Consider the following 22,316-nt stretch of genomic DNA (forward strand, 5'->3'; position numbering starts at 1 on the left):
AATGATTACAAATATAATCTTGATCTAGAAAATGAAATTATTGATAAATTGATCAATCTCTCCAAGTTTACTATTTCGGAGATACAAATACAAAGATCAGCAGATAATATTGTTGAAGAGAGAATTAGATCAATATCTCAGTATAGAATGGAACTCGATGATTATTTGAAAGCTATTAATAAATCTAGAGATGAGTTCTATAAAGAGTCTTTAGAATCATCTGAAAAAGAGCTTAAAAAATTATTAGTTATTGAAGAAATTATTAAATTAGAACAAATAAAAGCTTCAAAAAAGGAAGTTGAAGAAGAGCTTCTAGTCATTAAGGAACAATATAAAGATCAAAATTTGACGGATGATGAAAATCTTAAATTAATAGTCAGTAATAATATTAAGAGAAGAAAAAGTATTCAACAGTTGATAAAAATAGCTAAATCTTCCACCAATAATCGCAAAAAATAATAATCTTTAGTAAGATTAAAAGTACTTATATAAGGAGTATTAAGTTGAATTCAGAAATCTATAATCCACAATCTATAATTCCTTCAGTAATTGAAACTACTTCAAGAGGTGACAGGGCTACCTATGATATATTTTCACTACTGCTCAAAGAAAGGATTATTTTTTTAGGAACGCCTGTAAATGATTTTGTTTCAAATACTATAGTTGCTCAATTACTATATTTATCTAGGGAAGATCCTGAAAAAGATATAAATCTTTATATCAACTCGCCTGGAGGTTCTGTCTATGCAGGTTTGTCTATATATGACACTATGCAAATGATACCTAATGATGTTTGTACATATTCGGTTGGATTATCAGCTAGTATGGGTGTTGTTTTATTGACTGCAGGTGCCAAAGGAAAAAGATATGCTCTTCCAAACTCAACTATGATGATGCACAGTGTTTCTGGTGGTGGTGGAGGTACTATTGCTGATGTTGAAATAAATTTCAGAGAGATGCAAAGGATTAACGAAAAATTAGCTAAAATAATGTCTACTCACACAGGTCAATCCCTATCAAAAATAAGAAAAGATGAAGACAGAGATTTTTGGCTTGATGCAGAGCAGGCTGTTGATTATGGAGTGGTAGATGAAGTTATTTATCCTGAAGGGACCAAATCTAAATCAACTAAAAAATAATTATGCAGTGTACACTTTGCAATAAATATTACAACTTACCAGAAGAAATAAGGGCCTTCCCTGGAGAACGTTTCGGATATCCTAAAGTTTCACTTTATTTTTGTGTAAATTGTTTTGACTATATTCAATCTGGCTTTGACACAATCTCTGAAGAATTTTATTCTGATGATAATGATAATCAATTTGGATTCACTAAAACTCCAAAAGAAATCTTTGATTTATTGGGTGAATATGTTATTGGTCAAAGTCATGCTAAAAAGGTTCTTTCTGTAGCAGTTTATAACCACTATAAAAGATTGATGTCAGAAAACGATGAAGATGTGGAAATTCAAAAATCAAACATCCTTTTGGTTGGATCTACAGGTTCAGGTAAAACTTATCTTGCTCAAACACTTTCAAAAATTTTAGATGTTCCATTTAGTATTTCAGATGCAACCTCCCTAACTGAAGCTGGATATGTAGGTGAAGACGTAGAAAACATTCTTCTAAGTTTATATCAAGCATCAGATGGTGATATTGAAAGAACTCAAAAAGGGATAATATACATTGACGAAATTGATAAGATCGCAAAAAAAGGTGCAAATGCCTCATTAACTAAAGAATTAGGTGAAGGAACCCAACAATCACTTCTAAAAATTTTAGAAGGCACCGTTGTAAATGTTCCTAGAAAAGGTGGCAGAAAGCATCCAGAGCAAGATTTTTTACAGATTGACACAACAGGTATTTTATTTATACTAGGGGGTGCATTCGAAGGTTTAAATTCTATAATTGACCAAAGATTAAATGATAAATCTATAGGCTTTGAAAATATATCAAGTAAGAAAATAACTCCTCAAGTTGAAGGCAAAGTTGAAACTGAAGATATCTTAAAGTTCGGATTTATACCTGAATTCGTAGGTCGTATTGCTTCTATGGTCAGCTTGAGAGACTTGACTCACTCAGACTTATTAAGAATTTTGAAAGAACCTAAAAATTCATTAATAAAACAATATCAAAAGCTATTTAGTCTTGATGAAGTTGATCTAATATTTGAGGAATCTGCTTTAGATCTTGTTGCTAAAGAAGCTTTAGATCAAAAAAATGGTGCAAGGGCCTTAAAATCAATACTCGAAAAACTTTTATTAGATGTAATGTTTGAAATACCAAACTCTAATGATATATCTAAATGTGTTGTAAAGTATGATAAGGAAAATAATAGAAATATATTTGATTTGATATCTGATGAGGGTACTATCTTAAGAACTGATAATACGAGAAAAGCAGCATAATTTTTATATATTTATACTCAAGTCTGTTTCAACAGGATTTTCTATTTGAAGTTGGTTAGTTGATAGCATATGTAAAGTTTCTTTTAATAGTAATCTTTCATTTATGATTATGATTTCTCTTATTTTTTTGAATAAATTAGAATTTATTATTTGATCATCTATATTTTCTATTTCATCCCAATATCTTAATAACCCTTTGTGCTTAATTGGGAATCTTACGAAACTTAATGTTGGCCCACTATCCAGTTCAGGAGTCATTATATGTATAGAAACTCCTGAATAGGAGGACTTAGACTTAATGAGTTCTAATATCACATTTTTCCAAGTTCCATCAGGACCATCAGGCAATGCTGGATGAATATTAATTATTTTGTGATGTTTGCAAATTTCAGGAGAAAAAAGCATATATCCTGCTGCAACTATAAAATCTACTTGATAATTAGAAATCTTATTAAGCACTTCTTTGTCATAATTGATTCTAAGATCTTTCCACTCAGAACCTTTTCTTTTTTTATACTTCTGAGAGGAATAACTTATAACAGGTACATTATTATTTTTTGCATAATTTATGTATTCATCAGATCCTTTTTTCTCACCAATTTCTCTATTCAGAAAAACATATTTTATATCAATACTTTCATTATTTACAAGTTCAATACCTTTTTTAAGTAATCCTAGTGAGCCTTCTCCATTACCTGTCGATAACCAGCCTACAGATTTTCTATAATTTAGGCCTTTCATTTTTTTATGATCTTCCTAAGTAAGACCCATCATTAGTTGAAACATTTATTTTTTGACCTTCTTCAATAAATAAAGGTACCTGAAGCGTTAATCCTGATGTTGTAGTTGCAGGTTTAGTAGCTCCAGATTGAGTATCTCCTTTTAGTCCGACATCTGTATTTTCTACAGTCATTATAATAGATGTCGGTAGTTCAATAGCTAATGGTGTTGATTCTAGAAAAATTATTGAGATATTATTTCCTTCAGATAAAAACTTTTCAGCATTACCTATTAGTTCATTATTTAGCTCATACTGTTCAAAATTTACATTATCCATAAACACATACATATCCTTATCTTTATAAAGATATTGAGCCTCTCTTATTTCTGTTGGAGCTAATTGTAATTTCTGATTTCCAGGAACTTTTTTTTCATATACATTGCCTGTTTGAATATGTCTTAGTTTTAGTGTTAGAGTGGGAGGAGCCTTTGGTGCTTGTCTATGCTGCCATTCTAAAATTTGATATATTTCATCTTGCAATAAAATAGTCATATTTCTTTTTATTTCACCTGAAGATATGGTCATATTATTAACTCCTTGTATTGATATTATTAATTTTAGGCTTTTGGATGAGCTTTTGTATATATTTCTCTAGATTTTTCTAAGGAAATATGAGTATATATTTCTGTAGTTTTTGGAGATGAATGTCCCAATAGCTCTTGAACTACCCTAATATCAGCACCACCATCCATCAAATGTGTAGCAAAAGAATGCCTAAGAGTATGTGTATGAAAATCAGGATTTAATCCTGCAGCTTTTATATATTTTTTTGTAATATGTTGAATACTTCTGATTGATAATCTTTGACCTAAATTACTAAGAAAAAAAGCTTTTTCTTTTTTATTTTTAGAGCATCTTTTTTTTATATATTTTTCTAGTACTTTTTTTGTTTGATCAGCAAATATAGCTGATCTATATTTTTTACCTTTACCAAAAATTATTGCTTGATTGAGTTCAAAATCAATATCTTCTATATTTAAGCAATGGACTTCAGATACCCTTAGTCCGGCTGCGTAAATAATTTCAATAATAGCTTTATCTCTTACTCCTAATGTGCTGGATTCATCGATGCTATCTATTAATTTATCTATATCTTTTAGAGTTGCAATATCGGGTAATGTTTTTTCAACCTTAGGATTATTTATTTCATTAAGCAAATTTTTTTCAATATAATATTTGTCTACTAAAAAATCAAAAAATGATTTTAAGTTTGATACTATTCTTAGTACAGATTTTTTACTGTAAAGATTATTTATCTCGCTGATAAATTTTCTTAATAAATCTAAATCAATTTTCTTTCCATGATCTATCCCTAAAAAGTTAATAAATTTATTTATGTCATTATCTTTATTTCTAATTGTGTAGAAAGATAAGTTTTGATTTTCTTCAATATATAAATTTTTTAGAGTGATTATTTTTTTTTTATTTTTAAATATCATGATGTTAAATGATAATAAAAAAATAATAATCTTATAAGTGAAAAACTTAACGGATGAAAATAAAAATCACGTTAATGTATACATTTTTCTTTCATAGCTTTTTTAAGAGCTTCAATTGTTCTAGTTCTTCTTCTACCTGAACCAGCCCATGCACTCTCATCTGCTGTAACTTTACAATCTCTATCTTCACAAGCAAGAAAACCACCATCACCTTTTTTATTTCTAAATCTAATCCATATCATTCTAGGTAATTTTTCTAAGGAATTATCTAAAGATTTTTGACCTAGAGGCGGATCATTTTCTTGGAATTCTTCTCCAGTTTCTGAATTGATACAAGGTGTCTTTGATGAGCAGATAATATTTGTTCTTAAGAAATTATACTCACTAGGATTTCTTGGGTTTTCATCAGCTATTTTTTCATAATTATTCTTAATTGGCTCAAAGTTTTCCCAAAATGATTTTATAAATTCATTTCTACCAAGATTCCCATTTGATATTTGATCAAGATCATTTTCCATTTTTTCAGTAAATTTATAGTCCATTACACTTTCAGAAAAATGTTTTTTTAATTCTTCAACTAAAGCATTTCCAACTGGGCTTATATATATTGATCTATTAATAACCCAAACATATTTTTTTTCCTTGATTGTGTTTAATATGCTTGCATAGGTACTCGGTCTTCCAACTCCAAGTTCTTCCATAGTCTTTATTAATGAAGCTTCTGAATATCTTGGTGTGTGTTGGGTAAATTTTTGTTCTTTTAGGATGTCTTCTAGATCTACTAATTCATTTTCAGTCATATTGGGTACCTTATTTGATTCTTTTTGAGGAAATAGCTTTTTGAATCCCTCAAAAACCAATTCATCATACTCTGACATGAATTTATATTTTTCATTTTCAGATGAAGTTATTATTACAGTTTTTTTGTTTTGACTTTCTGCCATTTGACTGGCTACTGTTCTTTTCCAAATTAAGTCATATAGCTTGTACTGATCTTCACTTAACACATTTCTAATAGATTCTGGAGTCCTTGATATAGAAGTAGGTCTTATCGCTTCATGAGCTTCTTGTGCATTTGCAGATTTAGTTTTATATTTTGTTTGGCTATGATAATCATTCCCATAATTATTTTGGATAAAATTACCTACCTGGCTTAGTGAATCTTCTGATAAAACATTTGAGTCTGTTCTCATATATGTTATTAGGCCTTCTTCTCCATTACCCAAATCAATCCCTTGAAATAATTGCTGAGCTATTGACATCGTTCTAGATGGTGCCATTCTTAGTCTTGATGAAGCATCTTGTTGTAGGGAGCTTGTAGTAAATGGAGGTCTTGGCTTAGTTTTTCTAAGATTTGATTTAATAGATAAAATTTTATACTTAAGTTTTTCAATTTCTAATTGAATATTTTTTGCTTCAGCTTCATTTGATATCGTAAGATTTTTACCAGATACTCCTTCAATATCGTAAAGTTTGCCTTGGTAGGATTGTTTATTTTTAGAAAAATCACCAGTTATATTCCAATATTCTTGCGGAATAAATGCATTGATTTCATCTTCTTTATCCTTAATAATACTTACTGCAACAGATTGAACTCTTCCTACAGATAGTCTTTTAAGCCTCAGTAATGATGAGGTGAGCCCACTCAATGAAAAACCGACAAGCCTATCAACTAGTCTTCGACCAATATGAGCATCCACTAAATCCATATTTAATTTTCCTGCTTTTTCAAAAGCATCTTTTACAGCACTTTCAGTTATTTCATGAAAAACAACTCTCTTAAATTTTTCATCTGACTGCCCTTTTTCAATGAGCGCATTAGCAACATGAAAAGCTATACCTTCTCCTTCTCTATCAGGGTCAGCTGCTAGATAAATTTTCTCACAATTTTTTGCTAATTTGGATAGTTTATCAATCCTAGTTTTGGCTCCTTTTTCATATTCCCAAATCGGTTCAAAATCTTCATCTAATCCAACAACCGGGCCTGTATATTTTGCTTTATAGCCAGACTGCAAATTATTAATATGCCCAATAGACGCTTCAACTAAATATTCTTTACCTAAAAATCTTTGTAAGGTTTTTGCTTTAGTAGGAGATTCAACAATAACTAGATTTTTTGACAACTTTATACCTCAATTTAAGTAATTTTTTCTTGGGTTATTTATTATTATATATCAATATTAATATTAACTTTAGAAATCAAAAACTACAAAATAGGATTTTTCTTTTTTTATGGCGGAGAGGACAGGATTCGAACCTGCGGTACGCTTTAACGTACACACGCTTTCCAAGCGTGCTCATTAAGCCACTCTGACACCTCTCCATAAATTAAACCTTTAAAGGTAAATTTTTAATAAGTATGATATTATTATAAGTTATTAGTGAAAATGAAAAATTTGCCAATACATCATATTTTTGAAAAAATCTTTTTTGTTATTAATCAAATAAATCTATAAATGAAACCTTCGTCGATATTTAATATTTTCAAAAAACTAAATATAAATTTTTTTTCAAACAAATCACATATGGAAAAATTGATTGAAAAAGGCGTTCAAATTATAGATGTAAAAACAACATTTATTGATGAGACCGTTTCTATTGAAAAAGGCACTGTTGTCTTCCCATCAACTTATATTTTGGGAGAATCAAAAATTTCTACAAACTGTATAATTGGTCCCAACTCCGTAATTTCAAATTCAGAAATTTCAAGTAATAGTTCTGCTTTATATTCCATAATTTTAGATTCAAATGTAGGTAAAAATTCTAATATTGGTCCATATTCTTATGTGAGAAATAATTCATTTATAGAAGATAATGTTGAAATTGGAAATTTTGTTGAAGTAAAATCTTCCAAAATAGGAAGTTTTACAAAATCTAAGCACCTTTCTTATTTAGGAGATTTAGTAGTGGAAAATAATGTAAATCTTGGAGCAGGATTTGTTTCAGCTAATTTCGATGGTACTTCAAAAAACAAATCTAAAATAGAAAAAGATTCTTTCATAGGTTCAAACTCTACATTAGTTTCACCTTTGACAGTAGGTAAAAATACAATTATTGGAGCAGGATCTGTTGTCCTGAGAGATGTTCCAGAGGATACTACTGTTGCAGGGGTTCCCGCAAAAAAAATAGATCAGGAAGGTGAAATTGACGATTGATTTTATAGTCTATCTTCTTATATTTATTCTTTCAATATTAATATATGTTCTAATAAATTATTCTCTAAGTATTCTTGGCTACAGAACATTTGGGCTTACAAATGATGATTTTGATGATTCGGATATTGAAAAATATACTGAAAATACTTCAGATACACTTTCTTATGAAGCATACATCCTGGCTATCTTTATAAGAAATTTTATTATTTCAATTGGAGTAGGGTCATTTATTTTATTCATAGTAAGGTTAGGTTTTTTATCTGATCTTGAAAGCTATAAAATACTAATTGTTTCGTTATTTTATTTTTTTGTTCTAGTGATTTCTATAGTTATAACTAATAGAATTTTTTCTATACTTAATTCCAAATTATATTTTTTAGCAATTGGGGTTGGTAGATTTTTAGAAACTTTTTCAAGTATCCCAAAGTTTAAGGGATTTATAAGATATGTGGGTATTCCTACATCCACAGAGTCTAATGATGATGAAAAAGCAACTGCTACCTTGATAGAAACTCTAGATTTACTTGAATCAGATCAAATACCTGCTCATCAAGAAGACCTAAGAATGATTAGAGGAATCTTGAGAATGGATGATCTAAGAGTAAGTGAAATCATGAAACCTAGGCCTGATATTATTTCAGCTTCTATAGATGAATCAATCTCAAGTATTATTGAAAAAATGAAAGTAGGCGGTTACTCAAAAATACCAGTATATAATTCTGATCAAAATTCAATTAAAGGTGTTTTGTTTGCAAGAGATATCTTGAGCTTAGAAAAAGAAGAAATAGACAATCAAACCATATCATCATTATTGAGGCAACCACTATACATACCTGAATCCCAAAATTTAGAAACACTATTGAAAGAATTTCAAACACATAGTACATCAATTGGAATAGTTCTTGATGAGCATGGATCTGTATCAGGATTAGTAACTGTTACAGACTTAATTGAAGAAATAATTGGTGAGCTTGCTGATGAATTTGATGTAGATCCACCTGAAATACAAGAAATAAGACAAGGAATTTTTCTTCTTGATGCTACTTTATCAATTGATCAAATAAATAGAAAATTTAATCTTAAAATCGATAATGAAGGTATATCTACAATTGGCGGATTTATCTATTCTCAATTGGGAAGAATTCCATCTTCTGGAGATGTTGTTGAAACTAATGACGCATTTATCACAGTTAGGTCAGTTGTTGGAAGAAGAATTAAGAGAGTCTCTCTTACATTGAAATAAAAAAAACTCCCTGACATTACGTCAGGGAGTTTCATAGTTATCTATTTTTTATGGGGTTTAGTCTCCTGGAACAGCATCAACAACAATAGCAGATACGTTAGCAATATTTCCACCGCCAGAAGCTTGAATAGCAATTGGAAAAACTCCATTACCATCATCATCTAACCATGAGAATGAACTTGTTGAAAGGGAAATTGTTTCTTCGAAAGATCCTGCACCATCTGATGTTAGTGAAGAAACTCCAGATTTATCAACACCAACGACATTTACTCTGAATCCACTGGAATTCACTGCAGATATAGTTATTTCCACATTGGGTGAAAATCCTGATCCTGCTAGATGAATATCGAGTTCATCAGCACTTCTATGCCACTCAATAGTTGATGAACCATCGCTTCCAAATGCTGAAAGTCCAGACGTTGAACCAGCTTTTCCTTCTGGACCAGCAGGTCCTTCAGGTCCCGGTTCTCCAGCAGGTCCTTGAGGCCCTGGGTTACCTGGTGATCCTGGTTCTCCTGGTAGTCCTGGTGCTCCTGGTGCTCCTGGTTCTCCTGAAATACCTGGAAGTCCAGGCAATCCTGCTGGACCAGCTGCTCCATCAGCTCCAGCACATGCGAACATGAATAATGACACACCTAAGAGAGAAATTATCATTAATAATTTATGGTATTGACCTTTCATTTGGTTACCCCTTCTGTAAATAACTTGACTGATTTAGTTTATGATCGCTACATCAGCTTTAGTTTTATTAAAAATTTATTTATATCAATATACCTTAGTATTATACACAGATGACCGAATTAGTCATTATATAAAAATACATTAATGCACATTAATAAAAGATTAAATTATAAATCTAACCTATATAGATCATATTTGTACAAGATTGTCGATGTCAAGTAAACTTAGTACAGATTGTGTTAACTTTTTGAAAAAAAAGATTAAATTGAGACTTTTTGAATGACACCTGCTCAAATATTCCGTGATATCATTTTCAAGTAAATTAAAAAAAGTAATAAAAATATTAAGAAAGGTATAGTCCCTATAGTAACTATAAATCTTTTCAGGAAATAGGGTAGTAAATAAATTGGAAAACGATCCATCTATAATAAAATTATTAAAGCATGATAAAGACACTGGTTCATCAGAGGCTCAAATAATCTCAATGACTAGTAGGATCAATCAACTTAACGAACACTTCAAGACTCATAAACACGACCAATCATCAAGACGTGGACTCATAAAAATCGTAGGCAAAAGGCGCAGGCTTCTTAAGTATTTAAGAGAAAATGATTCTCCAAAGTATGATGAAGTAGTAAAGACTTTAAATCTAAGAAGATAAAAGTCTTATTATTAAAATCCAATATTATAATAATTAAATTTCCTAATTTCTGTTAAATCTTACTAAAGTGTAGGGGTTAAGTTTTAGAAAATGTCAGATGTTAAAAATTATTCTTTAGATATTCATGGGAAAAAAATTGAAGTAGAAATAGGTAAGGTTGCGAATTTAGCTAATGGATCCTGTGTGATTACATTAGGAGAGACTGTAATTCTAGCGACATCGTCAGCAAATAAAGTTGCTAAGGAAGGTGTAGATTTCTTGCCTCTAACAGTTGATGTGCAAGAAAAAGCATACGCACTAGGTAAATTACCTGGTGGTTTTTTTAAAAGAGAAGGTCGTCCTACAACTGATGCGACACTTGTGTGTAGATTAATTGACAGGCCACTAAGGCCTCTGTTTCCAAAAAGTTATCATAATGATACTCAAATTATAATTAGTGTTCTTTCATCAGATGAAACAAATCCTTATGACGCTTTGGGTATAATTGGCTCATCTCTATCCCTAGCTATATCAGATATTCCTTACTCAGATCCTGTTGGAGCTTGTGTTATAGGCTTAATTGACGATGAGTTAATAGTTAATCCAACTTATGAAGAGCTTCAAGTAAGCAAATTAAATCTTACAGTTGCAGGTACAGAAGATGCAATTATGATGGTAGAATCTGGCTCAGAATTTGTTTCAGAGTCTTTACTTTTGGATGCTTTGAAACTAGCTCAGGATGTTAATGGACAAATCGTTCGATTTATAAAGGAAATAGTTTCAGAGTCTGGAAAAGATAAGTGGGAAGTAATAGATGAACAAGATGAACTTGAAGATATTAAGTCTAAAATAAGTGAATCTTATCTTAGTGACTTGAAATCTATCGTAAGATCTAAGGATAACAAAACAGATAAAAAAGCAAAGTATGATTTGATCAGAGATAAAATTTTGGAGGATTTTTCAGAAGAATTCGAAGAATTAGATATAAATATGTCCTTAGATTTTATTGAAAAGAAAGAAATTAGAGATGCTCTTCTAAATGAAGAAATTAGACCTGATGGAAGAACTTTTGATGAAATTAGAGATTTGTCATCTGATGTAAGGTATTTACCTAGGGTTCATGGTTCTGCAATTTTTACTAGAGGTGAGACTCAAATTATGAATGCAGTTACTTTAGCACCACTATCTGAAGCTCAAAAATTAGATGGATTCAATCCTGTAAAAGAAAAGTTTTTTATACATCATTATAATTTTCCTCCTTTCTCTGTTGGGGAGCCTGGAAGAATGATGACAGGCAGAAGAGAAGTAGGGCATGGTGCGCTAGCAGAAAGAGCAGTTATCCCCGTGCTTCCATCAACTGAAGATTTTCCATATACTATTAGATCTGTTTCAGAAGCACTTTCTTCAAATGGATCTACATCAATGGCTTCAGTTTGTTCCGCTTCTTTAGCCTTGATGGATGCTGGAGTACCAATTAAAAATCCAGTTGCTGGTATTGCTATGGGCTTAATAACAGGAGAAGATGATAAATATGTTGTACTAACTGATATTCAGGGGGCAGAGGATCATATTGGTGATATGGATTTTAAGGTGGCTGGAACAAAGGATGGTGTAACAGCTTTACAAATGGACATCAAAGTTAAGGGAATAACCTTTGAAATTATGGAAGTTGCCCTAGAAAAAGCTAAAAATGCAAGGATGAAAATTTTAGAGCATATGTCAGAAACTATTTCAGAAACTAGCAAAGAGCTTTCAAAATATGCTCCAAGGATAACAACAATTAATGTTCCTCAAGATAAGATAGGTGCAGTTATTGGTTCAGGAGGATCAACTATCAAAGGACTGCAACAGGAGTTTGATGCTTCTATAAATATTGATGAAGATGGAAAAGTAATGATTGGTACTAATAACTCAGAAATATCAGAAAAAGTAGTTGATGCCATAAAAGCAATAATTAAGGATGTTGAAGCTGGCGATATTTATGATGCCAAAGTTGTTAAGATTATGAATTTCGGTGCTTTTGCTGAAGTGGCTCCTGGTAAGCAAGGATTGATTCACATAAGTGAAATATCAAAAGAGAGAGTTGAAGATGTAGAGTCAGTGCTATCAGTTGGAGAAGAAGTAAAAGTAAAAGTATTAAAAATTGATAGGCAAGGTAGAATTGATTTATCTATTAAAGCTTTGTTGGGTGATGACCAGAATGAAAGAACTCCCGAAAAAGAAAATGATTCAGATAATCAAGAAGAATTCAGGTCTTCAAAAAGAAAAGGTAACCGAAAGCAATTGGGTGGGAATTCTTAGGAGTTACATATGATTAAAGTAAGTGTAAATGGAGCATTAGGAAGAATGGGTTTGACTGTGTGCCAAGCAGTTTTAGCTGATTCAAAAACAGAGCTTATTGAATCTTTAGATATAAATTCAAATAATGATAATACTCTAAATTCTAAACCTATATATAATGATTTATCGAAATTTTTATCTGAGATAAAACCAGATGTTATAGTTGATTTTACTAACCGTGAAAGTTTTTTGAACCTATGTGAACTAGCAATACCTAAAGGAATAAGAATAGTTAGTGGTTCAACAGGATTATTAGATGAGGACTATAAAAAAATAAAAAAACTATGTTCGGAAAATAATATAGGAGTTCTTAGTGCTTCAAATTTTGCTATTGGAGCAGTTCTAATGATGGAATTAGCAAGTATTGCTGGTAAATATTTTGATTATGCCGACTTAATTGAAAGCCACCATGAAAACAAGATAGATGCTCCATCGGGAACAGCTATTTCAATAGCAGAAGCAGCATCTTCAAAAAAAGATCAAAAATATAAACAAAATATTGCAGAAAAACAAACTATAAAAAATACAAGAGGTGGAGACCTTCAGGGGGTTCAGATTCATTCGGCTAGAATGCCAGGAAGAGTTGCTAGGCATGAATTAGTCTTTGGAGGATTAGGTCAAACTTTTACAATGATTCACGATTCCATAGATAGAAATTCATTTATGCCAGGTGTTATTTTAGGGGTTAAAGAAATTTTAAGCCATAAAGATTTTTTAATTGGTTTAGATAAAATAATGGGGATCTAAATTGACTAATTTAAGCGAAATAAATATAGGAATTGTTGGAGCTACTGGAGCTGTAGGCGTAGAAGCCCTGAAACTTTTAGAAAAAAATAATCATCCCAAAGACAAGATATCGCTTTTTGCATCTGAAAGGTCTACAGGGAAATTAGTTGACTATAGTAATGATAAAATTCAAATTCTTGAAACTCATGAAGATAATCTTAAAAAAATTGATGTTGCATTAATATCTGTAAGTAGTGAAGTTAGCGAAAATCTTGCACCAATAATAGTTAGTAATGGCGGGATAGTAATAGATGATGGATCAGCATTTCGAATGAAACCTGAGGTCCCTCTTGTTGTGCCAGAAATTAATGAGAAAGATTTAGATTTTCACAAAGGAATTATTTCTATACCCAATTGTACAACTACACCGATGGTTATGGCTATTGATGCATTAAATAAAATTTGTAAAGTAAATAAAGTTATAGTTTCAACTTATCAAGCAGTATCTGGTACAGGTAAAGAAGCTGTCAATGAACTAAAAAATCAATTATCAGGAAATACAGCAACGAAAGTTTATGACTTTAAAATTGCTGGTAATGTTTTCCCTCATGTTGATGATTTTTTAGAAGATGGTTTTACAAAAGAAGAGCATAAAATGATTAATGAATCAAAGAAAATATTGCACGATCCATCTCTTGAAATAATCCCAACATGTGTCAGAGTACCAGTCAAAATTGGACATTCTGAATCTCTATGTATTTCTATTGATAGGGACTTAAGTCTTGAGGATATAAATTCTTGTCTAAGCAATTATTCGGGAATAAAGATATTGGATCATAGTACTGATTTGCCTTATCCTATGCCACTTTACAGTGAAGGTAAAGAAGAAGTTTTTGTAGGAAGAATTAGAAAAAGTCCAAATAATAGTAGAGAAATCAATTTATGGTTAAGTTGCGATAATTTATTAAAAGGGGCAGCCTTGAACGCTCTACAAATTCTTGAATCAATGATAAAAAGAGACTTAATTAAGATCAATTAGGGGTAAATTATGAAAGATTTGGGAAGACTTATTACAGCTATGGTTACACCATTTACTGATAATGGTGATGTTGATTTTGAAAGGGCTAAAGAATTTGCATTAGCTTTAGTTAAGACTGGTTCTGATGGATTACTTATCGGAGGAACTACTGGTGAATCTCCTTCAATGAATGAGGATGAAAAACTTGAATTGTTTAAGTCAGTTAAAGAGGCAGTTGGCGACAGTGCTACAGTAATAGCAGGAACTACAGATAATAACACTAATGCATCTGTAGATTTATCAAAGAAAGCTGAAAAACTAGGAGTTGATGCGATACTTCTAACTGTCCCTGCTTACAATAAACCTACCCAAGAAGGTTTATATCAACATTTTGCTAAGATCGCTAATTCTGTTTCTATTCCTGGTCTATTATATAATGTTCCTAGTCGAACCTCCCTAAATATGGATGCAGACACTACTTTAAAGTTGGCAAAAATAGACAATATTGTAGGAGTTAAGGAAGCATCCTCAGATCCTGATCAGATAACTAATATTATTTCTGATTCCCCTGAAAATTTTAAAGTTTGGAGTGGAAATGATAATGAGACGTTTTCAATTATGTCTACAGGTGGATATGGAGTTGTTAGCGTAGCTTCAAATATAATTGGGAATCAAGTTAAGAAGTTGATGGGGTTTATCCTTGATGGGCAAACTGAGCTTGCTGCAAAAGAGCATAAAAGATTATTATTATTTTTCAATGCCTTATTTTGGGTTACCAACCCAATTCCAATAAGGCATGCTTTGAACAGATCTGGATTTAAGATGGGTCCTCCTAGATTGCCTATGGTTGAAGCTCCAAAAGATTTTACTGATAAATTTGATCCTGTTATGGATCAGTATGATATGGACATTTCTTAATTTTCAAGAAATATGATCCTAGATAGTAAAAAGGTGGTAGTTTTTTTTGGTGGAGGCACAGGTTTATCAAGAATTCTAAAATCAGCAAATAAAGCAAAAAAAGAAAATCAAAATTTTGTTTCAATTGTATCTACTTTTGATAATGGTGGATCCTCTGGAAAACTAAGAGATTTATATGATATCCCTGCTATTGGAGATATTAGAAAAGTTTTATCAAGTTGTGTATCAGACCAAATTCATAATCTTTTAGAATATAGGTTTGATTCAAAATCCTTTGAACCTCATACTATTGGAAACTTAATTTTACTCTCCTGCATAAAGCAAAATATGTCTATTCAGGATGCCATTGATAATTACAGAGAGATTTTTCAGATAAAACAATTAGTTTACGCTTCATCAGAAATTCCAAGTGATTTAACAATTGAATCAAATGAAATAACTATATCTGGAGAAGTTAATATCAATAATTTTGTTGATAAGAATAATAAAATTATTGATATCAGACTTAAGAAAAGAGATGTTCCTGCGAATAAAAAGGCCTTAAAGAGTTTATCTACTTCGAGTATGATCATTTTTTCTCCAGGAGATTTTTATACTAGCCTTATTGCATCTATATTACCGAAGGGCTACATTGAAAAAATTTCAAACTTAAGAAATAATTCTATTTGGTTTGCAAATTGTAATTTAACTCAGAAAACTTTATTTGATCAGATAAAGTTTTTTAGAAATAAAATGAAGGGTTTTTTACCTAAAAAAATTATTCATGACTCTCCAAGTGACTTAGATATAAAATTTTCAAAAGAATTTCCTGAAGTAAAATTTGTATATAAGGATCTTCAAAGTTCAGAAATTGGAAAGCATGATTTGTTAAAATCAGAAGCCTTTTTTAGGACAATTTTATGATTCTTTTATAGGGATAGTAGCTTCTCTGCTTGGCCCTGTAGAAATATATACTATTGGTATACCAACTATTTCTTCAAGATTTTTGAGAAAAGCTTTTGCTTTAGAATTCAATGCCTCGTATGAACTAACATCAAAAGTTGATTCATCCCAACCTTCAAATTCTTTGTAGATTGGCTTTATATTATTAAGAATCTTTTCATCCGTTGGAAAATATGAAAGAACTTCTCCTTCATATTCATAGTGTGTACAAATTTTAATTTTTTCAAATTTATCAAGAATATCTAATTTAGTTATTACCATTCCATCTAATCCATTAATTTGAACCGAATATTTAGCAGCCACTGCATCAAACCAACCAATTCTTCTTGGTCTTCCTGTGGTTGTTCCAAATTCACCAGCAATTTCTCTGATTGTTTCTGCATCATTACCAAATATTTCAGTTGGAAAAGGTCCCTCTCCAACTCTTGTTGTAAAAGCCTTAAATACACCCAAAACATTATCTATATTTTTAGCTCCTATTCCCAAACCCGTTAAGGAGCCACCAGATATTGAATTAGAAGATGTAACGAATGGATAAGTACCATGATCTATGTCTAGAAGTGCACCTTGAGCTCCTTCAAAAAGAATGAATTTATTTTTATCAATATTTTCGTAAAGAATTTGTTCTGTGTTAGCAATATATTTTGATAACTTTTGATTCCACTCTACAATTTTTTTAAGTATATATTCCTCAGAAATTTCATCTTTGCCATAAATTTCTTTCAAAATCTTGTTTTTAATATTTAGATTTTTAGAGATTTTAGATTGTAAATTTTCTATATTTTTAAGATCACCTATCCTTATCCCATTTCTTGAAATCTTATCTGAGTAAGCTGGTCCAATACCTCTTCGAGTTGTCCCAACAGCTTCATTCCCTCTATATTCTTCTTCAGCTTGATCAAGCTTTATGTGATATGGCATAATTACATGTGCCTTTTCACTTATAAATATTTCGCCAGGAAGATTATTTTTATTTATTAATTCTAATTCTTTAATTAAGACATCAGGGTCAATTACTGTCCCAGAACCAATCAAGTTTTTTGTACCATCCCACCCAACACCACAAGGTACAAGATGTAAGGCAAATTTACCTAGTTTATTTTCAATAGTATGACCTGCATTATTTCCACCTGAGTATCTAGCAATAACATCAGCCTTTTCAGCTATATGATCAATAATTTTACCTTTGCCTTCATCACCCCATTGGCCACCAACTATAGTTATAATCATTGTTCCCCCGAGCATTAAAAATCTTTAAAATAATTAATATATTTTTTAGGACAATGAGATTATATCAGTGTTTGAGAATATTTGAATCTACAAAAAATTTAAATAATCTATTGACTTATAGAGCATATAAAAGAGATAATGAAATTCTGACCAAAAAAAAACTCTTTTTGTTTGTTTTTGGATTAGTACATTTAAAAGTTAATAATTTTTGTTTTATCGAGACCATTGAATTAACGATTTTTAAGGTTCAAATTATTATGGGTTTATGGGGGATGCCTTGGCGTCAAAAGCCGAAGAAGGGCGTAGCAAGTCTGCGATAAGCCTCGGTTTGCTGACTAGCAAGCTTAGCCGGGGATACCCGAATGGGAAAACCTGATCATATGATCAACCTTTTTAAGGTAGGTAAGCAGGAGAACTGAAACATCTAAGTATCCTGAGGAAAATAAATCAAACGAGATTCCCTAAGTAGCGGCGAGCGAAATGGGAATAGCCCAAACCGTGTGGGATTTATCCTGTGCGGGGTTGTAGGGCACTTTTTATAAGAGTTACAAAGAGTCATTTTAGTAGAATAGATTGGAAAATCTAACCATAGAGGGTGAAAGTCCCGTAAACGAAAAAATGTCTTCTCTTTAAGTGTTCCTGAGTACGACGGGACACGTGAAATCTTGTCGGAATCTGGGGGGACCACCCTCCAAGGCTAAATACTTTTGACGACCGATAGTGAACTAGTACCGTGAGGGAAAGGTGAAAAGAACCCCGTGAGGGGAGTGAAATAGAACTGAAACCGTAAACCTACAAACCGTTGGAGCTCGTATTTATATGAGTGACAGCGTGCCTATTGAAGAATGAGCCAACGAGTTACTTGATATGGCAAGATTAAATAGTTAAGCTATGAAGTCGAAGCGAAAGCAAGTCTGAATAGGGCGATTTAGTCGTGTCAAGTAGACCCGAAACCGTGTGAGCTACCTATGGCCAGGTTGAAGCGAGAGTAAAATCTCGTGAAGGACCGAACCCGTGTACGCTGCAAAGTGCTGGGATGAGCTGTGGGTAGAGGTAAAATGCCAAACGAACACGGAGATAGCTGGTTCTCCCCGAAATGTATTTAGGTACAGCGTTATGTAAATACTTCATGGAGGTAGAGCACTGGATAGACTAGGGGGCGCAAGCTTACCAAACCTAACCAAACTCCGAATACCATGAAGGGTATCATAGCAGTGAGACTGTGGGGGATAAGCTCCATTGTCGAAAGGGAAACAGCCCAGATCGCAAGTTAAGGTCCCAAAGTATATGCTAAGTGTTAAACGAAGTAGGGTCGCCCAGACAGCCAGGAGGTTGGCTTAGAAGCAGCCATCCTTTAAAGAGTGCGTAATAGCCCACTGGTCAAGGGGCCCCGCACGGAAAATAAACGGGGCTAAAGCATATCACCGAGACTGCGGGATTTAATTTTTTAATTAGATCGGTAGGGGAGTGTCGTTAAAGCGTTGAAGCTGAGCTGTAAGGCTTGGTGGAGTTTTAACAAGTAAGAATGTTGGCATGAGTAGCAAAAATGCCGGTGAGAATCCGGCAGGCCGTAAGTCTAAGGATTCCTACGCAACGTTGATCGGCGTAGGGTTAGTCGGTCCTAAGGCGTATCCGAAAGGAAAAGTCGATGGACAGCTGGTAAATATTCCAGCACCTTCAAAATTTTGTTTGATTCAAAGGGGTGACGCAGAAAGATAAACAGAGCATACGTATTGGACATCGTGTGTTTTTGCCTGTAAGAGAATAGAAAGGGTTAAAATACTTTCTATGATTGATCTGAGGGGTGAGAGGACTATGAAGTTAGCTTCGTAGAATTCTGTTGACTCTAGACTGCCAAGAAAAGCCTCGTTGATTAGATTTTTTGAAGACCGTACCGCAAACCAACACAGGTAGACAGGGATAAAAGTCCCAAGGCCTTCGAGAGAACCATCGTTAAGGAACTCGGCAAATTGACCCCGTAACTTAGGGAGAAGGGGGACCTTTTATGTATATGAGCTTGCCTCAAAAAGCATAAAAGGTAGCATAAAATAGGTTGAAGCGACTGTTTATCAAAAACACAGGTCCATGCCAAAGCGAAAGCTGATGTATATGGGCTGACGCCTGCCCAGTGCCGGTAGGTTAAGGAAGGTGGTGCAAGCTACTGACTGAAGCCCCGGTGAACGGCGGCCGTAACTATAACGGTCCTAAGGTAGCGAAGTCCCTTGTCGGGTAAGTTCCGACCCGCACGAATGGCGTAACGACTTCAACACTGTCTCAACGATGGACTCGGTGAAATTGCAGGACCGGTAAAGATGCCGGTTACGCGCAGCAGGACAAAAAGACCCCGTGGAGCTTTACTGCAACTTGGCATTGGTTCGAGTTTTAAAATGTGTAGGATAGGCGGGAGACTATGAACTTCAGGCGTTAGCCTGGGGGGAGTCGCCCTTGAAATACCGCCCTTTTTATGATTTGAACCTAACCTTTTGGAACAGTGTCTGGTGGGCAGTTTGACTGGGGCGGTCGCCTCCCAAAGAGTAACGGAGGCGTACAAAGGTCACCTCAAGCTGGATGGAAATCAGCTTTTGAGTGCATTGGCATAAGGTGGCTTGACTGCGAGACCTACAAGTCGAGCAGGGACGAAAGTCGGTCAAAGTGATCCCACGATTCCGAGTGGAAGGGTCGTGGCTTAACGGATAAAAGCTACCCCGGGGATAACAGGCTTATCTTGCCCAAGAGTCCATATCGACGGCAAGGTTTGGCACCTCGATGTCGGCTCGTCGCATCCTGGGGCTGAAGAAGGTCCCAAGGGTCGGGCTGTTCGCCCGTTAAAGCGGCACGCGAGCTGGGTTCAGAGCGTCGTGAGACAGCTCGGTCTCTATCCGCTGTGCGCGTAGGATATTTGAAGGAATTTGCTCCTAGTACGAGAGGACCGGAGTGAGCAAACCAATGGTGTATCGGTTGTAACGCCAGTTGCATCGCCGAGTAGCTAAGTTTGTTAGGGATAAGCGCTGAAAGCATCTAAGTACGAAGCCCCTCCTGAGATAAGATATCCCATCTCTTTATGAGAGTAAGATCCCCGGTAGACTACCGGGTTGATAGGCTACGTGTGTAAGCATAGTAATATGTTCAGCTAAGTAGTACTAATAGATCGAGGATTTGATGATTAAAAATTTTTAATTCATGGTCTCGATAGAACAAAAATTATTGCGGGGTGGAGCAGTGGCAGCTCGTCGGGCTCATAACCCGAAGGTCGTAGGTTCGAATCCTGCCCCCGCGACCATTTATATCATTTTATTATGAAATAAAAAAGGTATTTGATAAAATTAAGTTTTCTGGTGGTTTTAGCGTATTGGTCCCACCCGTTCCCATCCCGAACACGGAAGTGAAACGATACAGCGCTGACGATACTTGGATGGCAACGTTTTGGGAAAATAAGTCACTGCCAGATTATATATAAAAAAATTTAGGTATAAAAAAATTGACCAATAAAATAGAAGAAAATATAGCCAATATAGCCTCTGACACAGATTTAATGGAGGAATTGCTATCTACTAATCCTCCACGAAAACCTCTTAGGAGAGGTGAAATAATTGACGGAATAATAATGGAGATTAATGATGGAGGTCTCCTACTCAATATAGGTCACAAATCAGAAGGTATTGTTCCCTCAAGAGAGATGAGGTCTTATTCTAAAGAAGATTATGATAAATTAGAATCTGGTTCAGAAGTTGTAGCATTGGTAATAAATCCCGAAGATGATGACGGTGCAACAATATTGTCTGTTGATAAAGCTCGTGGAGAGAGAGGATGGAGAGTTTTAGAAAAGGCTAAAGAGGAAGATAAACCTGTTGATGGTATTATTATTGGATCTAATAGAGGCGGAGCAGTAGTTCAGGCAGAGGATGTTCAAGGTTTTATACCTCTATCACAATTAGTTGGTCCTGCAAGAGAACTCTTTGTTCCTAAAAAAGAAAACGCCAAAGATGGTTTTATAGGTATGAAAATTACCTTTAAAATATTTGAATTAAATAGAAGAAGAAACAGAGCAATTTTTTCTGAGAAAGCTGTTTTACAACAAGAAAGAGCAATCAAAAAGAAGGAATTGATAGAAACACTTCAAGTTGGGAATATATTGAAAGGTAGAATTGTTGGAGTTTCTACTTTTGGTGCGTTTGTTGATATTGGTGGCGCTGATGGACTTATTCATATATCAGAACTTTCTTGGGATCCAGTAACATCACCAGCTGATGTTGTTACTGTTGGGTCAGAAATGGATGTATACGTTGTTAAGATTGACAAAGAAAATCTAAAAATAGCACTAAGTTTGAAAAGGCTTACTCCCGAACCTTGGGAAATCATAAAAGATCAATTAATCGTAGGTGAAAAAATAGATGCGTCTGTAACAAAAATTACGACATTTGGAGCTTTTGTAAGAACAGATCATGGAGTTGAAGGCCTTCTGCATGTTTCAGAAATTTCACACGAAGAAATAACGTCTGTTGAAGAAATTGAAAAACTTGTCAGTGTGGGTCAAAAATTAAATCTAACAATTGTAAATGTTGATACTGAGAGAAAGAGACTTGGTCTAAGTATTATTTCTTCTGGTAAACCTAAAAGTACAGAGAATGAAGAATCTCCCTCTGAGATCTCTCAAGAAGAAACGACGTCTGAGGGAATTGATTCAAATAATCTAGATGAAACTTCTAATTTAGAGTAAATTTATAGAAAAATAATTCTAATTTATTAACACTAAATTAACTCTTTAACTATTGCCAAAAATTCAATATCAGTTGATC

General features: G+C 33.4%; 18 protein-coding genes, 2 tRNA genes and 2 rRNA genes. 15 read left to right on the plus strand and 7 right to left on the minus strand.

Annotated features, from left to right (window positions below; all coding sequences use genetic code 11):
- From MK083_06255 to clpX, 3 genes are all read left to right on the plus strand, one after another.
- Nucleotides 1-459: hypothetical protein (locus tag MK083_06255; GenBank protein ID MCH2674056.1), on the plus strand; the 459-nt coding region annotated here is incomplete at its 5' end.
- Between the two features lie 74 nt (nucleotides 460-533).
- Nucleotides 534-1,139 carry an ATP-dependent Clp protease proteolytic subunit gene (locus MK083_06260; GenBank protein MCH2674057.1) on the plus strand — a complete coding sequence of 202 codons (606 nt, stop codon included), beginning with the start codon at nucleotides 534-536 and terminating at the stop codon, nucleotides 1,137-1,139.
- A gap of 2 nt (nucleotides 1,140-1,141) precedes the next feature.
- Nucleotides 1,142-2,407 carry an ATP-dependent Clp protease ATP-binding subunit ClpX gene (gene clpX / locus MK083_06265; protein MCH2674058.1) on the plus strand — a complete coding sequence of 422 codons (1,266 nt, stop codon included), beginning with the start codon at nucleotides 1,142-1,144 and terminating at the stop codon, nucleotides 2,405-2,407.
- 3 nt (nucleotides 2,408-2,410) lie between these two features.
- On the opposite strand, the gene MK083_06270 is transcribed toward clpX, so the two are convergent.
- The 5 genes from MK083_06270 to MK083_06290 all read right to left on the minus strand — a co-directional run bounded on the left by MK083_06270 (nucleotide 2,411) and on the right by MK083_06290 (nucleotide 6,950).
- Nucleotides 2,411-3,148, minus strand: a complete 738-nt coding sequence (locus MK083_06270; GenBank protein ID MCH2674059.1) for a hypothetical protein — start codon at nucleotides 3,146-3,148, stop codon at nucleotides 2,411-2,413.
- A gap of 4 nt (nucleotides 3,149-3,152) precedes the next feature.
- The gene (efp, locus tag MK083_06275; GenBank protein MCH2674060.1) at nucleotides 3,153-3,713 is read right to left on the minus strand and encodes an elongation factor P; all 561 of its coding nucleotides are present in this window, start codon (nucleotides 3,711-3,713) and stop codon (nucleotides 3,153-3,155) included.
- A 32-nt stretch (nucleotides 3,714-3,745) separates the two neighbouring features.
- Nucleotides 3,746-4,627 carry a tyrosine-type recombinase/integrase gene (locus MK083_06280; protein ID MCH2674061.1) on the minus strand — a complete coding sequence of 294 codons (882 nt, stop codon included), beginning with the start codon at nucleotides 4,625-4,627 and terminating at the stop codon, nucleotides 3,746-3,748.
- A 71-nt stretch (nucleotides 4,628-4,698) separates the two neighbouring features.
- Nucleotides 4,699-6,750 (minus strand): type I DNA topoisomerase, encoded by a 2,052-nt coding sequence (gene topA, locus MK083_06285; GenBank protein ID MCH2674062.1) that lies wholly within the window; start codon nucleotides 6,748-6,750, stop codon nucleotides 4,699-4,701.
- Nucleotides 6,751-6,860: 110 nt separating this feature from the next.
- Nucleotides 6,861-6,950, minus strand: a tRNA-Ser gene (locus MK083_06290).
- A 202-nt stretch (nucleotides 6,951-7,152) separates the two neighbouring features.
- On the opposite strand from MK083_06290, the gene MK083_06295 reads away from it, so the two are divergent.
- Nucleotides 7,153-7,782, plus strand: coding sequence for a hypothetical protein (locus MK083_06295; protein ID MCH2674063.1), 630 nt, complete (start codon nucleotides 7,153-7,155; stop codon nucleotides 7,780-7,782).
- Nucleotides 7,766-9,025: a CBS domain-containing protein gene (locus MK083_06300; protein MCH2674064.1), complete on the plus strand. Its 1,260-nt coding sequence runs from the start codon at nucleotides 7,766-7,768 to the stop codon at nucleotides 9,023-9,025. Before MK083_06295 ends, MK083_06300 begins: the two co-directional genes overlap by 17 nt.
- 57 nt (nucleotides 9,026-9,082) lie before the next feature.
- Here MK083_06300 and MK083_06305 read toward each other — a convergent pair whose 3' ends face one another.
- The gene (locus MK083_06305; protein MCH2674065.1) at nucleotides 9,083-9,706 is read right to left on the minus strand and encodes a collagen-like protein; all 624 of its coding nucleotides are present in this window, start codon (nucleotides 9,704-9,706) and stop codon (nucleotides 9,083-9,085) included.
- A 406-nt stretch (nucleotides 9,707-10,112) separates the two neighbouring features.
- Between MK083_06305 and rpsO the strand changes: the two genes are divergently transcribed.
- From rpsO to MK083_06335, 6 genes are all read left to right on the plus strand, one after another.
- Nucleotides 10,113-10,367 (plus strand): 30S ribosomal protein S15, encoded by a 255-nt coding sequence (rpsO, locus tag MK083_06310; protein MCH2674066.1) that lies wholly within the window; start codon nucleotides 10,113-10,115, stop codon nucleotides 10,365-10,367.
- Between the two features lie 90 nt (nucleotides 10,368-10,457).
- Nucleotides 10,458-12,647 carry a polyribonucleotide nucleotidyltransferase gene (locus MK083_06315; GenBank protein MCH2674067.1) on the plus strand — a complete coding sequence of 730 codons (2,190 nt, stop codon included), beginning with the start codon at nucleotides 10,458-10,460 and terminating at the stop codon, nucleotides 12,645-12,647.
- 9 nt (nucleotides 12,648-12,656) lie between these two features.
- Nucleotides 12,657-13,433 carry a 4-hydroxy-tetrahydrodipicolinate reductase gene (gene dapB, locus MK083_06320; protein ID MCH2674068.1) on the plus strand — a complete coding sequence of 259 codons (777 nt, stop codon included), beginning with the start codon at nucleotides 12,657-12,659 and terminating at the stop codon, nucleotides 13,431-13,433.
- Nucleotide 13,434: 1 nt separating this feature from the next.
- Complete coding sequence (locus MK083_06325) at nucleotides 13,435-14,451, plus strand: aspartate-semialdehyde dehydrogenase (protein ID MCH2674069.1); 1,017 nt, start codon at nucleotides 13,435-13,437, stop codon at nucleotides 14,449-14,451.
- A gap of 9 nt (nucleotides 14,452-14,460) precedes the next feature.
- Entirely contained in the window at nucleotides 14,461-15,348 is an 888-nt protein-coding gene (gene dapA / locus MK083_06330; GenBank protein ID MCH2674070.1) for a 4-hydroxy-tetrahydrodipicolinate synthase, read from the plus strand.
- 12 nt (nucleotides 15,349-15,360) lie between these two features.
- Nucleotides 15,361-16,251 carry a 2-phospho-L-lactate transferase CofD family protein gene (locus tag MK083_06335; protein MCH2674071.1) on the plus strand — a complete coding sequence of 297 codons (891 nt, stop codon included), beginning with the start codon at nucleotides 15,361-15,363 and terminating at the stop codon, nucleotides 16,249-16,251.
- Here the strand turns inward: MK083_06335 and MK083_06340 are convergent.
- Nucleotides 16,246-17,535, minus strand: coding sequence for an adenylosuccinate synthase (locus MK083_06340; GenBank protein MCH2674072.1), 1,290 nt, complete (start codon nucleotides 17,533-17,535; stop codon nucleotides 16,246-16,248). The two genes, MK083_06335 and MK083_06340, sit on opposite strands and share 6 nt — an antisense overlap.
- A 230-nt stretch (nucleotides 17,536-17,765) precedes the next feature.
- Here MK083_06340 and MK083_06345 point away from each other — a divergent pair.
- The 4 genes from MK083_06345 to MK083_06360 all read left to right on the plus strand — a co-directional run bounded on the left by MK083_06345 (nucleotide 17,766) and on the right by MK083_06360 (nucleotide 22,237).
- A 23S ribosomal RNA gene (locus MK083_06345) occupies nucleotides 17,766-20,684 on the plus strand.
- Between the two features lie 41 nt (nucleotides 20,685-20,725).
- Nucleotides 20,726-20,800: transfer RNA gene (locus MK083_06350), tRNA-Met, on the plus strand.
- Nucleotides 20,801-20,851: 51 nt separating this feature from the next.
- Nucleotides 20,852-20,968 (plus strand): 5S ribosomal RNA (gene rrf, locus MK083_06355).
- A 30-nt stretch (nucleotides 20,969-20,998) separates the two neighbouring features.
- Complete coding sequence (locus tag MK083_06360) at nucleotides 20,999-22,237, plus strand: S1 RNA-binding domain-containing protein (GenBank protein MCH2674073.1); 1,239 nt, start codon at nucleotides 20,999-21,001, stop codon at nucleotides 22,235-22,237.
- Nucleotides 22,238-22,316: the final 79 nt, after the last annotated feature.

The sequence above is a fragment of the Dehalococcoidia bacterium genome, assembly GCA_022451965.1.
Classification (GTDB): Bacteria; Chloroflexota; Dehalococcoidia; order Lucifugimonadales; family Lucifugimonadaceae; genus TMED-70.

Coding starts and splice junctions, on each gene's coding strand:
- MK083_06340 (MCH2674072.1), bottom strand. CDS start 17,535: ATGCTCGGGGGAACAATGATTATAACTATAGTTGGTGGCCAATGGGGT.
- MK083_06315 (MCH2674067.1), top strand. CDS start 10,458: ATGTCAGATGTTAAAAATTATTCTTTAGATATTCATGGGAAAAAAATT.
- MK083_06335 (MCH2674071.1), top strand. CDS start 15,361: ATGATCCTAGATAGTAAAAAGGTGGTAGTTTTTTTTGGTGGAGGCACA.
- dapB (MCH2674068.1), top strand. CDS start 12,657: ATGATTAAAGTAAGTGTAAATGGAGCATTAGGAAGAATGGGTTTGACT.
- MK083_06305 (MCH2674065.1), bottom strand. CDS start 9,706: ATGAAAGGTCAATACCATAAATTATTAATGATAATTTCTCTCTTAGGT.
- dapA (MCH2674070.1), top strand. CDS start 14,461: ATGAAAGATTTGGGAAGACTTATTACAGCTATGGTTACACCATTTACT.
- efp (MCH2674060.1), bottom strand. CDS start 3,713: ATGACCATATCTTCAGGTGAAATAAAAAGAAATATGACTATTTTATTG.
- MK083_06280 (MCH2674061.1), bottom strand. CDS start 4,627: ATGATATTTAAAAATAAAAAAAAAATAATCACTCTAAAAAATTTATAT.
- clpX (MCH2674058.1), top strand. CDS start 1,142: ATGCAGTGTACACTTTGCAATAAATATTACAACTTACCAGAAGAAATA.
- MK083_06295 (MCH2674063.1), top strand. CDS start 7,153: ATGGAAAAATTGATTGAAAAAGGCGTTCAAATTATAGATGTAAAAACA.
- MK083_06270 (MCH2674059.1), bottom strand. CDS start 3,148: ATGAAAGGCCTAAATTATAGAAAATCTGTAGGCTGGTTATCGACAGGT.